The organism is Blochmannia endosymbiont of Camponotus modoc, assembly GCF_023585785.1.
Classification (GTDB): Bacteria; Pseudomonadota; Gammaproteobacteria; order Enterobacterales; family Enterobacteriaceae; genus Blochmanniella.
The window spans coordinates 603,169-619,888 of the sequence record NZ_CP097765.1 but is presented as its reverse complement, the minus strand read 5'-3'; the positions used below and the strand labels follow the sequence as shown (position 1 = coordinate 619,888).

General features: G+C 26.6%; 12 protein-coding genes and 1 pseudogene. 10 read left to right on the top strand and 3 right to left on the bottom strand.

The features are described from left to right. Positions 1 to 1,083: 1,083 nt before the first annotated feature. Together waaA and coaD are read left to right on the top strand one after the other, a co-directional pair. Positions 1,084 to 2,367 carry a lipid IV(A) 3-deoxy-D-manno-octulosonic acid transferase gene (waaA, locus tag M9396_RS02585; RefSeq protein ID WP_250256599.1) on the top strand — a complete coding sequence of 428 codons (1,284 nt, stop codon included), beginning with the start codon at positions 1,084 to 1,086 and terminating at the stop codon, positions 2,365 to 2,367. 704 nt (positions 2,368 to 3,071) lie between these two features. Then, a complete protein-coding gene (coaD, locus tag M9396_RS02580) occupies positions 3,072 to 3,587 on the top strand; it encodes a pantetheine-phosphate adenylyltransferase (protein WP_250241610.1) in 516 nt (171 codons plus the stop codon). A 219-nt stretch (positions 3,588 to 3,806) separates the two neighbouring features. Here the strand turns inward: coaD and rpmG are convergent, their stop codons facing one another. Both rpmG and rpmB read right to left on the bottom strand, forming a co-directional pair. Continuing rightward, entirely contained in the window at positions 3,807 to 3,974 is a 168-nt protein-coding gene (gene rpmG / locus M9396_RS02575; RefSeq protein WP_250241613.1) for a 50S ribosomal protein L33, read from the bottom strand. Positions 3,975 to 3,994: 20 nt separating this feature from the next. Beyond that, complete coding sequence (gene rpmB, locus M9396_RS02570) at positions 3,995 to 4,225, bottom strand: 50S ribosomal protein L28 (protein ID WP_250256598.1); 231 nt, start codon at positions 4,223 to 4,225, stop codon at positions 3,995 to 3,997. A gap of 474 nt (positions 4,226 to 4,699) precedes the next feature. Here rpmB and coaBC point away from each other — a divergent pair, with 474 nt between their 5' ends. The 8 genes and pseudogenes from coaBC (at position 4,700) to yihA (ending at position 13,577) form a co-directional block, all read left to right on the top strand. Beyond that, on the top strand, positions 4,700 to 5,908 hold the full coding sequence (coaBC, locus tag M9396_RS02565; RefSeq protein WP_250256597.1) for a bifunctional phosphopantothenoylcysteine decarboxylase/phosphopantothenate--cysteine ligase CoaBC: 1,209 nt from the start codon (positions 4,700 to 4,702) through the stop codon (positions 5,906 to 5,908). After that, positions 5,892 to 6,344, top strand: a complete 453-nt coding sequence (gene dut / locus M9396_RS02560; RefSeq protein WP_250242491.1) for a dUTP diphosphatase — start codon at positions 5,892 to 5,894, stop codon at positions 6,342 to 6,344. The genes coaBC and dut overlap by 17 nt, the downstream gene beginning before the upstream one ends. Positions 6,345 to 7,086: 742 nt before the next feature. Further along, on the top strand, positions 7,087 to 7,968 hold the full coding sequence (locus M9396_RS02555; protein WP_250256596.1) for a YicC/YloC family endoribonuclease: 882 nt from the start codon (positions 7,087 to 7,089) through the stop codon (positions 7,966 to 7,968). A 998-nt stretch (positions 7,969 to 8,966) separates the two neighbouring features. Then, a complete protein-coding gene (locus M9396_RS02550; RefSeq protein ID WP_250241624.1) occupies positions 8,967 to 9,407 on the top strand; it encodes a MarR family winged helix-turn-helix transcriptional regulator in 441 nt (146 codons plus the stop codon). 269 nt (positions 9,408 to 9,676) lie between these two features. Further along, the gene (gmk, locus tag M9396_RS02545) at positions 9,677 to 10,318 is read left to right on the top strand and encodes a guanylate kinase (protein ID WP_250256595.1); all 642 of its coding nucleotides are present in this window, start codon (positions 9,677 to 9,679) and stop codon (positions 10,316 to 10,318) included. Between the two features lie 101 nt (positions 10,319 to 10,419). After that, a pseudogene (gene rpoZ / locus M9396_RS02540) lies at positions 10,420 to 10,608 on the top strand (DNA-directed RNA polymerase subunit omega); the annotation flags it as partial. Positions 10,609 to 11,358: 750 nt separating this feature from the next. Then, positions 11,359 to 12,786 carry a type I glutamate--ammonia ligase gene (gene glnA, locus M9396_RS02535; RefSeq protein WP_250241630.1) on the top strand — a complete coding sequence of 476 codons (1,428 nt, stop codon included), beginning with the start codon at positions 11,359 to 11,361 and terminating at the stop codon, positions 12,784 to 12,786. A 191-nt stretch (positions 12,787 to 12,977) separates the two neighbouring features. Then, positions 12,978 to 13,577 carry a ribosome biogenesis GTP-binding protein YihA/YsxC gene (gene yihA / locus M9396_RS02530; protein ID WP_250256594.1) on the top strand — a complete coding sequence of 200 codons (600 nt, stop codon included), beginning with the start codon at positions 12,978 to 12,980 and terminating at the stop codon, positions 13,575 to 13,577. A gap of 138 nt (positions 13,578 to 13,715) precedes the next feature. Here the strand turns inward: yihA and polA are convergent, their stop codons facing one another. Further along, a complete protein-coding gene (gene polA, locus M9396_RS02525; RefSeq protein WP_250256593.1) occupies positions 13,716 to 16,526 on the bottom strand; it encodes a DNA polymerase I in 2,811 nt (936 codons plus the stop codon). Positions 16,527 to 16,720: the final 194 nt, after the last annotated feature.

Here is a 16,720-nt window from a genome sequence, read left to right as displayed (position 1 = left end):
CTAAAAAAATTAATATAGTAACTGGTAATTATGCAGCAATACTAAAAAATATTATACACGTAGTAATCATACTTTTATACTGCATCAGAAAAGATCTATGTATAATATAATGCAGTAAACAATATTGGAAATATGTATTTCATTATACATAGTTATATGATATTAATATAGATTATTTCTTATAATTTAAAATCGAAATGTAAATATATTTAACATAGAAAAAATAAATTCTTCAAAATATTTAAAGCTACAGAAATAAAAATCGTTTTTAACATAATTTAATTCTGAATGAGTAGTCCGGTTGTCTATCATTACGTTACGGTGGAAATAGATAAATTATGATAAAACTAAAAGAATACAGTACATACTCCAATTTAATCTTATTATTTGATTTTTAAAAATATTATTTATGTTGTGCATCTAAATTATTATTTAATATTAAAAATAATTATATACATGATGCATGTATATATTTGTAAAATAAATTTTTATATATTTTTATAAGTTTGAATAAATAAATTTTATTTATACCAACAAAATTATAAGATTTTCACATTTGTGAATATTGTAATATAATTAATTTTAATATAAATTATTAATGTAAAAAATAATATGCTTATATTATGTGTGTTTGTTTGGATGATTAATTTAAGTTTTTAGTTATATAAAAATTAATCAGATTTTATAGTTTTTATAATTTATTTGTTATAAATATCGTTTTTATAAGTATTGTCTAATCATTAATTATTGTCATAATTAACAATTTATTTAAATTATTCAAAAAATGTTAAATCAGTAATTAATGGTTTTATCGTATACAATACAATGTTTAATTTTTAAAGGATATTTATGAGAATTCATTATTTTTTAATTTAAAATAAAAAAATACTCTATAAGCATAATTGTTAAAAATAGCAGAAACATAGATAATTTTTCAGATAAATTATTTTTTAAAATTTATATAAATATCGACTATTAAAATATATTATATAAAACATAGCGATATTGATATATAGTTAAATGCATGTAAAATGATTAAATTAATCATTATGAATGTAATAACTGATTATTTTGGGATATTATATGTTTATACTATATATTACAATATATAATATTATAATGTATATTGCTCAACCTATAATATGGATACGATTATTATGGCGCAGCAGACAATCGCCATCATATCGTAAATGTTGGTTGGAACGCTACGGATTTTATAGAAAATCTATCCAATCTGATGGGATCATTTTACATGCTGTTTCCTTAGGAGAAACATTAGCAGCTATCCCCCTGATACGTGCTTTACAGAAGCGTTATCCAAAAATAACAATCACATTAACTGCGATGACTCCCACAGGCATAGAGTTGGCGCGATCTAAATTTAGTCATAGTACGCACTGCAATTATTTACCTTACGATTTACCTGGTGCTATGAAACGATTTATTAATCAATTTAAGCCACGATTAGTTATTGTTATGGAAACTGAAGTATGGCCAAATCTCATAAATATATTATATCAACGCGAGATTCCTTTCATTATTGCTAACGCTCGGTTGTCATGTCATTCTTTTACTGGATATAAGAGATTTAGTTATTTTATTTCGTTAATTATGAAACGTATTACTTTAATTGCTGCTCAAAATAAAGAAGACGCTTCTCGATTTATTAAGTTAGGATTAAAAAAAAATCAATTATTTATTACAGGTAATTTAAAATGTGATATTGAAATGAACCAGGATTTATTAAATAAAATTTCATTTTTAAAAAAAACTTGGATTAAAAAACGACAGGTATGGATAGCTAGCAGTACTCATGCAGGAGAAGAGATATTATTACTACAAGCACATAAACGTCTCTTGAAAAGGTTTCCTAATTTACTGATGATTCTGGCTCCACGTCACCCAGAACGTTTTATTAATGTAAAAAAAATTACCGAACAAGCTGGATTTTCTTATATCATGAAAAGTAACGGGGTTGCTCCATCTAAAGAAACGCAAGTAATCATTAATGATACTATAGGAGAATTAATGTTACTGTATGGTGTTTCAGATATAGCATTTGTTGGGGGTAGTTTAGTAAAACATGGAGGACATAATCCGTTGGAGCCAGCTGCGCATTCTATTCCATTGATTATGGGGCCGTATACTTTTAATTTTAATGATATTTGTGTTAAATTATGTAATTCAAATGGATTAATTACAGTAACTGATACGGAATCCTTAGTCAAGGCTGTTGCTATGTTGCTGCTAAATCAACAGTGTCGTATAAACTATGGTCATAGAGCCATCAAAGTGCTGCAGCATAATCAAGGAGCACTAAAGCAATTATTGGGTTTGTTAGATAATTATTTATTAGTTCAAAAATAACTTGTCATACGATGTTTTATAATGGTTATGAAATTAATATAACAGTTGTTATTAAATATTAAAATATTTATAAATAACTTTTTATTAAATTAACTATAACCTAAAATTAGACTAAAAACTACAATATATTATAACATGTTGAATGAGACATGGCTGTTATCCCAGAATGATTTTAATGAAAATATAATTTTTTCATATAATCAAAACAATGTTTATCGTGATTCTTGTAAATGTATATATAAACAAATATTTAACATTAAGGTTATTTATATTTTTTGGGAGAGATGTATAATTACAAAAATGTTGAATTAATGTAGAAGATAGTCGAAATGCTTAAAATTTTTATTATGATGCTGCAGATATAGGTATTACTGGAAATGGTTATTTAGCTTACTTAAGTAGCATTGTAGCAACTAATCGTCGTATTTTTATTATTAATATAAATATTGTATTAAATGTTAACGAAAAATATTTTTATGTATGGAAATATAAGTATGAAATAATTTAATTTATAAAACGTTTTGATAGTTTATTTATGTTCGCGTCAATCTTTCTAATACGATTTATTTAATAAGTTGGCATTCTATATTTTCACTGAAAATTATATCTTCATATAAACAAAATGTAGTTTAGCATATTTGAAATATATATACATATTTTATAGTCTTTTTATTTTCACAAAAACATAAATTTATAAAAATATCATGACAATTCAGGCTATGTATCCAGGGACTTTTGATCCATTAACTTATGGGCATTTGGATATAATTATTAGAGCACATAAAATTTTTGATAAAATATTTTTAGCGGTAGCTGAAAATTCGCAAAAACATCCTTTGTTTAGTCTTGAAGAACGCGTAATATTTGCAAAGCAAGCAACTGCAACGTTAGATCATGTAACAGTGTTTGGGTTTAATGACCTCACTATAAACGTGATGAAAAAAAAACAAGTGAATATTTTAATTCGTGGCCTCAGAACTAGATCAGACTTTGAATATGAAATACAACTTGCAAAAATTAATAATTACTTCTCTAATGAAGTAGAGACTATATTTATGATATCTACAGATATATGGGCATGCCTTTCTTCTAAATTAGTGAAAGAAATTGCTCAATATGGGGGGAGAATAGATCGTTTTATACCTAATTTTATCGCTGAGAAGGTTATTGAAAAACTGCGCAATACTGAGAAAAAAAGCAAAAACATTTCGTTTCTCTAACTAAAAAATCAAAACTCGAAAATTTGAAGAGTTATATTATACGTGTAGACTTAATTTTTTTATGTTGACACTATATAAAAACATATGAACATAAACTGCTAAATGTAGACTTAGTAGCATAGTATTTTAGATATTTATACTACATAAGCCCCACAGCTCAATGCATATTGAGCTGTGGGGCTTATGTAGTATGCCGTTGAATTTGCATCTTTTCTTTATTTAACTATTCTTACTTTCTGTATATATTACATGTTTTCGTGCAAACGGATCAAATTTTTTTAATGTCATTTTTTCAGAGCCAATACGTTTGTTTTTTGTGGTACTATAAAAATGTCCATTCTTAGAAGAAGAAAATAAACGGATTATTTCTCGTTTTTCTTTAGCCATTACATTATTCTCGATGAGTATTATTTATTTTTAGGATATATTTTTGTGAAAAAATATTCAATTCCAAACTTATCAATTAATTTTATCCCCTTAGTAGATAATCGTAACGCAACGAAGCGTTTCTTACTTGCTACCCAGAAACGATGAGAATGAATATTAGGTGAAAACCAACGCTTCGTTGCGTTCATTGCGTGAGAACGTTTGTTTCCGTTCATAGGACGTTTTCCGGTAACTTGACACACTCGCGCCATATGTTCTCCTCTAATTTTTGTTTGAATAATTATTTATAATCAAAACAATAAAAACAATTTTTTGTTTATTCCGATTTTTAATCTATGAGATTTGACATTATTTAAAATACCTAATATAAGATTTCCAAAAATATTATAATTGTTATTTGTTGTTTTATTTTTCACTATTAAACGCAAGAAAATTAACAATTTTAAACATTCATATAGCACCAAATATGTCTAAATATAATAGATTTAAGTTGTTAAATTTTTGTTTTTATTATTATTTATATATGTTCCCATATATTTTTACTTTATATATAATGGGCTAAGGTATATTATATAAGATTTTTATGCTGCGCACAATGTAATTGCAGATTTTCTGAAATTCAATGATATTGAAGATGATTTAATTTTATTTATACTAACAAAAACTGTTAGTTTTTGTTAGTATAAATAAAATTAAATCATCTTCAATATCATGTGAAATATAATATGACGGGATTAATTAATAAACATATCATATTAGGAGTAAGCGGTGGTATCGCGGCATATAAAACTATAGATCTTGTACGATGTTTAAAAGAACAAGGTTCAGAAGTAAGAGTGATCATGACAAAATCTGCAAAAAAATTCGTTACCCCCTTAAGTTTGCAAACAATATCATGTCATCCAGTTTTGGACAATTTTCTTACCCCTCAAATAGAAACTACAATGCCTCATATAAAGTTAGCTAAATGGGCTGATTTAGTTTTACTTGCTCCGGCTACAGCCAATTTATTAGCTAGATTATCTGTGGGATTAGCTAATGATTTATTATGTAGTTTATGTTTAGCTACAACAGCTCCTATTGCTGTAGCTCCATCCATGAATCAACAAATGTATAAAGCTATTGCAACTCAAACAAATTTAGATATTCTACGAAAAAGAGGGGTTTTAATATGGGGACCAGATTATGGATGTCAAGCTTGTAATGATATTGGTTATGGACGCATGACGGATCCCAAAGTACTTGCTGAATACGTAAAACATTACTTTTCTCATGATAGTTCTTTAAGTCATCTTAATATCATGATTACTGCCGGTCCGACGCACGAAGCCTTAGATCCCGTTCGTTTTTTCACTAATTATAGTTCAGGAAAAATGGGATTTGCTATCGCCCAAGCCGCTGCAGATAAAGGAGCAAAAGTTACATTAATTGCAGGTCCAGTAAATTTACGTACTCCTATTCGAGTGCAACGTATTAATGTTATTTCCGCGTTAGACATGCAAGAAGCAGTTATGAGAGACATTAGTGATCAACAAATTTTTATCGGTTGTGCAGCAGTATCAGATTATCGTATTTGTCATGTTTCTCTTGAAAAGATTAAAAAGAATAAAAATACTTTAAAAATAATTATGATTAAAAACCCCGATATCGTAGCGGAAGTAGGGTCGTTAATTGAAAATCGTCCTTATGTCGTTGGATTTGCCGCTGAAACTAATAATATAAAAAAATATGCTCAAGATAAACGTATTAGTAAACATTTAGATTTAATTTGTGCTAATAATATTTCTCGTATGAACCAAGGATTTAATAGTGATAATAATGCTTTATATCTATTTTGGAATAAAGGAAGTGTTATATTGCCTTTAAGAAAAAAAAAATTGTTAGCACAACAACTTATTAATGAAATTATTAATCGTTATAATGAAAATAATTAATGTTAAAATTATTAATAATCGTATTTATAAGCATTTTTATTTGCCAAAATACGCTACGTTAGGATCTGCTGGATTAGATTTATCAGCTTGTTTGGATAAACCTTTGACTATTTATCCTGGAAAAACTCATTTAATTTCTACCGGTATTGCGATACATATTTCTGATAAAAAAATAGCAGGTGTTATTTTGCCTCGATCAGGTTTAGGACACAAATATGGTATTGTTTTAGGAAATTTGGTGGGATTAATTGATTCAGATTATCAAGGAGAATTGATAGTATCTTTATGGAATCGTGGGCCAAAAAAGTATATTGTATATCCTGGGAAACGAATAGCACAATTAGTTTTTATGCCAATAATTCAAGTTAAGTTTTCTGTAGTTAAATCATTTATACCTACCAAACGTGGGTCACATGGTTTTGGGCATTCGATGTAAAATATTGTTAATTACACATAATAATGTGTAATGTGTATTTTAAATTTATCAATACATATAATTTTATTATAAATATCTCATTAAGATAATAAGATCAAATTAAATATATTAATGTTTGTATATATATTAATAATTATTAATCGCTATATGGTAACGACCATTGGTCTATAAATTTGATTGATTTAAATTTCAAATGATTATTTATTTTTAAAATAATTTTTTAATATTTTATTATATTTAATTATTAACAAATAAGTTATATAAGATATATATGAGGAATATAAATCTACTATAAATTCATAAATTATTTTATAATGAAAAATTATCTTAAAAATAAATACAATAAAAATTGTTTAAAATTTGTATATGTCGTATACAAAACTTTTATTTTATACACTTCAAACGTATTATGTTTAGTATATTTTATTATGCTATTTTACTAAATAATAATAAATTAATTATTTTATAGATAAAATTGAACGTGTTATTGTAGTGATTTATATTTTCAATATAAACAATAATTTTGATAAAAAATCATCAATAGTAGTATAGTGCATACTACTATGTATTTAATTAATAAAATTTTATAGGCATTAAAAAAATCTGAATTTTTTTTAAAAATTAAATTGATGTATATAAATATATGAAATAACAATTTCAATTAAAGAATGCGTGACAAAATAAAATTATTGCAACTTTAAAGTTTATTTTTGTACATATTAACAAAATTTAGGTGATTGTTATGATTCATAGCATGACCGCTTTCTCAAGGCATGAAGTGAAATATACATGGGGTAATGTTATCTGGGAAATTTGTTCTTTAAATCAACGTTATTTAGATATTCATATCGATTTACCTAAATATCTGTGTAATTTGTCATGGGTAATTCGTAAAAATATTAAAGATTCTATTATTAGGGGGAAGATAGAATGCACTTTACATATCAAAATAAATAATAATTGCGACAATAATACAGAGTCATTTACTGTTAATAAACAATTGGTGCATGATCTTGTGTTATACGCAAAATGGGTAAAAACATTAACTAATGAAGGTGAAATTAATCCGATAGATATTTTATCTTGGCCAGGAGTAATAACGTATAAACAAAATAATTTAAATAATATGAATAATATTCATGCCGAATTATTAATATGTTTTAAAGAAACATTACATAATTTGATACAAGATAGAGAAAGAGAAGGTATTTTTTTAAAAAATAAAATTATAGAACGATTACATCTAATGTATGCTGAAGTGAACAAAATTCATCAACATATCCCTAATATATTGGAGCGCAGACGAAAAACACTCTTGGAACAAATGAAAGATGTTTGCATTTATTCTGACCCAATACGATTGGAACAAGAATTATTAATAGTAGCTCAAAAAATTGATATTTCAGAAGAAGTAGATCGTCTAATTATTCATATCAAAGAGATGCATCGTATTCTCGATGGGAACGGAGCTGTTGGTAGGAAACTAGATTTTGTAATACAAGAACTACATAGAGAAGCTAATACATTAACTTCTAAATCTATAAATTCTTATATTACTCAATTAGCAATTTCCTTAAAAATACTTATTGAACAGATACGTGAGCAAACTCAAAATATTGAGTGATATAATCAGAGTACCCACCTATAAAATCTTTTCATATTTAAAATCTGTATTGGTCATATAATCTGATAATTTTTGCAATTCTTAATTATATTATAATCTTATCAAATAATGTTTCATTTAATCAACTAATCTAATTAAACGTAATATTGAATACTGAAATTTAATGCACTTAAACTTTAACTACAGAGACATATGCATATATAAACAATAACTATTATATACATGCATATATATGAAGTAGATTCATTTATTAAAAAATTAGGTTTTAATATTATTATTTTTAATAAAAAGTTTTTAATATAATTTTTGTACTCAAATCCGTTTTATTTAAGTGTTATATAAATTTATATAGTTAATATTTTACTATAAATTAACTGATATATATCCTTTAATATTATTATTTTTTATAAATAAATGTGAATGTATACGAGAATATATGATTCAACAAAAAATATTATTTTAATATAAATATATAATTTTTTATTTTTATTTTCATAAAAATATAAAATATTATTTTATATTTTATAATAAAATTGTTGTATTTTTGATTTGGATCTGTTTATTTGCAGATATATAGAATTTTAATATTAAAAATAAATCATAAAATATAAAAAAATTATTTTTTAACAAAACTATAAGAAGTTTTATTTTTCCGATAGTCATATTTCAAATTTAAAAAAACTCCGATAAAATATAAATAGTAAAACAACACAAATTAAATATTAAAATATATATATTCTGAATTAATAATGTCTGCTATTTTTTAATAAAACCAAAATATTAATTTAGTAAAATTACAATAAATTAGGAGGTATACGCTGCAATAGTTAATTAAAAAAAATAATTAATTATCAGATATAAACAATTGTCTGAAAAGTTATTATTCTTAATAAACAATACTTCAAAAAATAATAATTACTATTTTTAGACTATTATTAACTGATACTGCCAAATACAGTCTTATTATCGTTATTGATTCAATATAGAGACAAATAATTATGAATAGATTAACAGATATTTCAAACATGGTAGAATCCTTATCTCGTATTTATCATCGTTTACGCAAGGAAATAAATGGCCAATTAATTAATGAAGGTCTTTCAATGTCTAAAATGAAAATCTTGCATCTTATTACTACCGGAAAAACCAGCGCAACAGACATTAAAAATTACATGGGGTTTTCATCAAGAACCGTTGTAACAGTTCTTGATGCATTAGAAAAAGATGAAATGTTACGTCGACAACAAAGTCTGACAGATCGTAGAGTAAAATACGTTTATATTACAGAAAAAGGACGTGATAAATTACGTATTGCTGAAGATACACATAACATCATTTTAGATCGCATATTTTCCCTTTTGTCTGATGTACAACTTAAAAGCTTTAGAGAAGTATGCAATTTACTTGAAATACAACAAAAAAATAATATGGCAAGATAACAATACGACATACACGCATACTACACTATAGATTTTCATTAACATAAATAAGGTCCTCGGTGGAACTAACAATTTTAGTAATTTGATAGTAACAATGTATACTTTAGTGTAATCAAATTACAAAATGTTTTATTGAGGATCTTCTATTAAAACAATCTTAATATATAATAATAATGTTTAACATGAATTAGAGACAAATATATAGTTATTCAAAACATACGTAATAAATCTTAGTCATTTATGCAATCAAATATGTATATGATTATTTTATGATGAAATATTCAGGAATATTGTGTATTATATCCGCTCCTAGTGGGACAGGAAAATCTACGTTAATTCAAACTGTAATACAATATGATCGCTTTGTTTATCCAACTAAACTATCTATTTCTTATACCACACGTACTAAAAGACCTGGAGAAATACACGGAAAAGATTATTATTTTATTTCAGAAAAAGCATTTAAATATATGATCGATAAAAATATGTTTTTTGAATATGCTATTATTTTTAATCATTATTATGGTACCGCAAAAAGTAATATTGAAATGATGTTAAACGCTGGCATACATATTGTGTTGAATATTGACTGGAAAGGAGCGCAACAAATTCGCAGTAAAATATCAAAAAATATCTATACTATTTTTATTTTGCCTCCATCAAAGAAAGAATTAGCACATCGATTGTATCTGAGAGGAGAAGATACAGAAACAGTGATCGCCGCACGCATGGACCAAGCGATGGACGAAATTAGCCATTTTAAAGAATATGATTATGTTATCATAAATGATAATTTTAATATTGCTTTGATACATTTACAGTCAATTATGTTATCCGAGCAATTGCGAATAGCGCATCAAAAAATACGCTACGCAACATTAATCGATCATTTATTATTGCCAGATATATAAATAATAAATTAAATATAAATACATAAATATGTATGTGTGTTTGCGATCAATATAAATTTAATTAAACTAATAAATACAGTCTACATACACGGTAAATAAAAATGGCACGTATAACTGTACAGGATGCTGTAGAAAAAGTTGGTAATATATTTGATTTAATATTAGTTGCCGCGCGACGTGCACGGCAAATGCAAATTGGTGGAAAAGAAACGTTGATTACAAAAAATAATAATGATAAATATACCGTACTTGCTCTCAGAGAAATAGAAGAAGACTTAATTACTAAAAAATAAATACCAACTACATATGCAATCAAAAAAATTAGTATTGCTTGATCCATGAAATTGATATTCAGGAGCAACAGTCTCTTTAAAATAATAAAAATTAAAAAATTTATTAAAATTGAAGATTGTTGCATCTTTTGATGTAAATCTGTAGTATTGATATAATGTGTATAATTTCTTGTTTATAGAAGTAACAGCCTACCACAAATAATGTATTGTATAAGTCCTCAAACTATTTTTAATGTGGCTAATGATACTTGTAATGTAAGTTCATTTTGCATGATATACATCAACAAAATAATAACTCGTATAAGATTATTAATTTTTTAAATTTATACAAAAATGTGTATGTGCGATTACACCTCATGGTATTCATGATGTATATAATACAAAAATATTAGCACAATTAAATTTCTGACATTTTTTCTATGTTGAATTAAAAATAATTAAAAAATGATTAATAATAGTTATACATACAAGTATTTTTTATTTTTATTACATTAGATTATTTATTAAAATAATAGTAATATAAGATATGAGTGTTATTTTTAAAAATTAAATTTTAATAAAAGATCAATAGATCTGATTCAATGCATTACATGCATATGTAACATTGGTAATTATGTCAATGCAAATATGTTGATTAAATAAAGTTTTGAAAAATGTTAATCACAAGAGCCTTAGTAGATGGTATTTTGTAGCGCATTATTTAGTAATATTATCATCATATGATATATAATAGCTGAGAGTATAAATATGACAAATATTGAAAAAATTTTTTCTATTATAAACGAAAATCAAATAAAATTTGTTGATTTACGTTTTACTGATACAAAAGGAAAAGAACAACACATTACTATCCCTAAAACACAGGTTAATGATCATTTATTTAATCATGGAAAAATTTTTGATGGGTCTTCCATTAAAGGGTGGAAAGATGTTAGCAAATCAGACATGATATTAATGCCTGATCTTACTAGCTTTGTGATAGATCCATTTTATGAAGATGCTACAATCATTATTCGTTGCGATATCATTGATCCTAGTACTATGAAAAATTATGATAGAGATCCACGGTCTATAGCTAAACGATCAGAAATATTTTTGTATAATTCTGGTATTGCCGATATTGTTATGTTTGGTCCTGAACCAGAATTTTTTTTATTTGACAGTATTCATTTTGCAACAACAATATCAGGATCTTATGTAATCCTTGACGATCGAGAATCATCATGGAACAGTGGTAAAATTTATAAAGACGGAAATAAAGGTCATCGTCCTAGAATAAAGAGTGGATATGCCCCAGTGCCTCCAATAGATTCTTCTCAGGACTTGCGATCTACTATGTCTTTAACAATGGAAAAAATGGGATTGATCGTAGAGGCTCATCATCATGAAGTTGCAACATCGGGTCAAAATGAAATAGCAACTCGATTTAATACTCTTACTAAAAAAGCTGATGAAATACAAATATATAAATATGTAGTACACAATGTTGCTCATAATGCTGGGAAAACTGCAACTTTTATGCCGAAACCCATTATGAATGATAATGGGTCAGGCATGCATTGCCATATATCCTTACATAAAAAAGATACTAATTTATTTTCAGGTCTTCAATATGGCAATCTTTCTGATATCGCTTTATTTTATATTGGTGGTATTTTGCGTCACGCTAAAGCATTAAATGCTATAACCAATCCAACTACTAATTCGTATAAACGTTTAGTTCCAAATTATGAAGCTCCAGTAATGTTGACTTATTCTGCTTGTAATCGTTCTAGTGCGATTCGCATTCCATCATCTCTAGGAAAATCACAAAAAGGCGACGTAGCATGTCGCGTTGAAGTTCGTTTTCCTGATCCTTCTGCTAATCCTTATCTAGCGTTTTCTGCATTGCTTATGGCTGGATTAGACGGCATTATCAATAAAATTCATCCCGGAGATCCGGTTGATAAAAACTTATATGCTATTTCTGAAAAAGAAGCATTATCCATACCGCATATGGCTAAATCTCTTGACGAAGCATTAAAATCTTTATATGAGGATCATGAATTTTTAACTCGAGGCAACGTCTTTACCCAGGAATATATTAATACATATATTTTATTGTGTCAAGAAGACAGTAGATTAGTATCTACTACGCCACATCCTGTAGAATTTGATCTATATTATAGTGTTTAAAAATAATTTTTTGTAAAATATGTAAAAATACGTATATAACAATATTATTGTTGATTATAGTAATTCAAAAATTTTTATTAGGAATAAAAACAATTTGTTTTTTATTCATATAAAACTAGTTATTGTAGGATTTAATATTTAAATAAATAAATTATATAAATTTAGAAACTTATTTTCATATTTACCATTTTATGATACATGATTATCATGTTACTTATTTTTTAATAAGCGTACCTGCAGTTTACTGTTTACCTAATGAAAAAATAGGTATGGAAGTAGCTTTTGTTGGTTATTCTAATAGTGGCAAATCTAGTGCTATTAATGCGTTAACTTATCAAAAAAAATTAACTAAAGTAAGTAAAACACCAGGATGTACACAACTTATTAATTTATTTGAGGTCAGTCCGGGTATTCGTCTGATTGATTTTCCTGGCTATGGTTATGCTAAAAAGACAAAAAAAAGAAAAAACTACTGGCATGACGTGATATGTGAATATTTAAAAAAAAGAGAAAATTTAAAAGGATTGATATTAATGATGGATATTAGGCATCCAATAAAGGATTTAGATCAAAAAACAATTGAAAGTGCGCTTTCCGTAGATGTTCCTATTTTTACTTTATTGAGCAAATCAGATAAAATTTCTAGAAATATTTTGCAAGTTACATCTAAAAAAATAATGCACGATATGCAGATGATGTTTGAAACACATATACAAGCCGAACCTTTTTCTGTTGTCAAAAAATATGGAATACACTCATTAAAAAGAGTCCTTGATAATTGGTTAAGATAATATATTTTTACGATTTATCATGTCCTCTCTGTATCATATCTCAAAACATATGATTTATATAAATGCATTATTCTAATCAATTGTTATTAATCATGTATTTATTATATTTAATATATTGACCTAATATAGATTGATATATTAGTGTGCTTGCTCCCAATTCTTTCCAATACCAACATCTACTTTTAGTGGTACATCCATAATAAAACATTCTTCCATTAATTTTTTAATTTTTTTTACAACAGGGTCTACAATATCATTGTGTACTTCAAATACTAATTCGTCATGTACTTGCATAATGATACGCGCTGGAATTTCATCTTTTTGTAACCAATTATCAATAGATATCATTGCTTTCTTAATAATGTCAGCAGCGCTCCCTTGCATAGGAGCATTAATCGCTGCTCTTTCAGCGCCTTTTTTTTGAAGAATATTAGCAGAGTAAATATCTGGTAAATATAACTTTCGTCCGTCTAGTGTAGATACATAACCATATTTATTAGCATGCTCTCGAATATGTTGCATATATTTCATAACACCAGGATAACGATTAAAATAACGATCTACATATTTTTGAGCTTCCTTACATGTTACTGATAATTGACGCGCTAATCCAAATGCGCTCATTCCATAAATTAATCCAAAATTAATAGTTTTAGCTCGTTGTCTTTGTTCATCAGTAACCGAGTGTAGTGCAGTAACAAAGATTTCAGAAGCTGTTGCAGTATGAATATCTTTTTCAGAAAGAAAATCATTGATTAATTCGATATCTTGAGAAAGATGCGCCATAATTCTTAATTCTATTTGGGAATAATCAGCCGCTACAATTAAAAAATTTTTGGGAGCAATAAAAGCCTGACGTATTTTCCTTCCATCGTAATTTCTATTTGGAATATTTTGCAAATTAGGACTAGTAGAAGAAAGACGTCCTGTAGAAGTTCTAGTTTGATTATATGAGGTGTGCACCCTATTTGATTTTTTATTAATCATAGCGATTAATTTGTTGATATAAGTAGATTGTAATTTAGATAAAGCACGATACTGCAAAATGATTTTTGGCATTGAATATTTTTTTGACAATTTTTTCAATACCTCTTCATTAGTTGAAGGAGCCCCTTTAGGAGTTTTTTTTAAAATTGGCAATTTTTGCTGATTATATAATATTTCTTGTAATTGTTTAGTTGAAGCAAGATTAAAAGGAGTGCCTACTAATTGATACGCTTCTAGCTCTAATGCATGAAGCCGATAATCTAATTCTACCGCATGTGTATTAAGTAGTTTTTTATCAATTAATACGCCATAGCTTTCAATGCGTGATAGGATAGATATTAGAGGCATTTCTACTTCTTCAAATATTTTTTTTAGTTTATTATTTGCTTCTATCTTTGGCCATAAAGTATGATGCAGATTGAACAGGGATTTAATAAATTGAGCAGCATGTAGAGATTGTAATTGTATATTTTGTAGGTCTGAAATTATATTATTTTCATTATAATTATCATAATTTTTTTTAAAATTCGTAACAGCGTTAAATGTGTCTTTATCTAAAAAATTTTTAATATCATGATAATTAGCGGTACCATACAGTACATATAATTCTAATATAACATCACAGGCCATGCCAGCTAAGTTTATATTATAACGCTTTAAGACAGAATAACTAAATTTTAAATTTTGGCCTACTTTTTTTATTTTTTCATTTTCTAAAGTTGGTTGCAAAATTGATAATATCTCTTCAAGATATAAAAAATTCTGATGATTATTAACTGAATCAGTTTTTATAGGAATATACGCACTTTCTTTAGCATCTATAGATAAACATATACTTATGATATTGGCTGTAGAAACATTAAATACATCTGTATATATACTAAATATAAAAAATTTGGATTCGTCAATTTTTTCAATCCAATGACAAAGCATTTCAACATTATGTATTATTTTGATAATTTTTTTTTCTTTGGAATAATCTGATAATAAATTATTTTTTTGAAACAAAAGCGTATTATTTAACCGTCGGTGTGATGGTACATGTTTCAAATGGTGATATTTATCCAGCCATGTTCCTGACTGTAAATCTGTTAACCAATTTTTAAATTCATACTGTGTAAATAACAATTGCAAAGTGTTAATATTTATCTGTTGTATTAACAGTTGATAATCGGATATATTTAAAGATACATCTGTTTTAATAGTCGTCAGTTTATAAGAAAGAAATGCTACTTCTTTGTTGGCTTGTAATGTGTTTTGTATTGCTCTAGCGCCGCGTAAATCTAAATTTAATAGACTAATTTTATCTAAATGATCATATAATGCTTTTAAATTACCTATTTTATTTAATAAAATCTGAGCAGTTTTTTTTCCTATTCCAGGCACTCCAGGAATGTTATCAGAACGATCTCCTATTAATGCTAAATAATCAGCTATTAGAGTTGGTGGTACTCCAAACTGTTTTTCTACTTCTTTAGGAGTAAAAATAATATTCGACATAGTATTAATAAGAGTTATTTGAGATGATACTATTTGAGCCATATCCTTATCTCCCGTACTAATTAACACAGAATTTCCTGATCGCGCACAAGATATAGCTAATGTACCTATCACATCATCTGCTTCTACGTCAGGCACCTTAAGAATTGGTAACCCCATGGCTTGTATTATTTCACATAATGGATCAATTTGAGTATATAAATTCTTGGGGGTTTTCATGCGATTAGCTTTATATTTTTCAAATAAATTGTTACGAAAGGTTTTTCCCATTGCATCAAAAACAACCACCATGTGAGTAGGTTGATATCGTATCAATAGACTTTTAATCATATTGATTACTCCATATATTACCCACACCGGTTTTCCGTCGCTAGTGATTAATTCTGGAAACGCATGATACGCACGGTGTATATAACAAGATCCATCCACTAAAATTATCGGATTATTTATAATTGTAATCATAATGACATTTATATATGACTAATCTTACAGAAAAGACAAGAGAATATTAGACTATTGCTTAGTAAAACTATTAACTATAAGGCTATTATAAACAACAAAATAATAAAATCAATGAAGTCATTTCGTAAAATAATTTCAATAAAAAATAAAATACTTGTATATGCCAGTATGATGATATAATGAATATGTAAAGA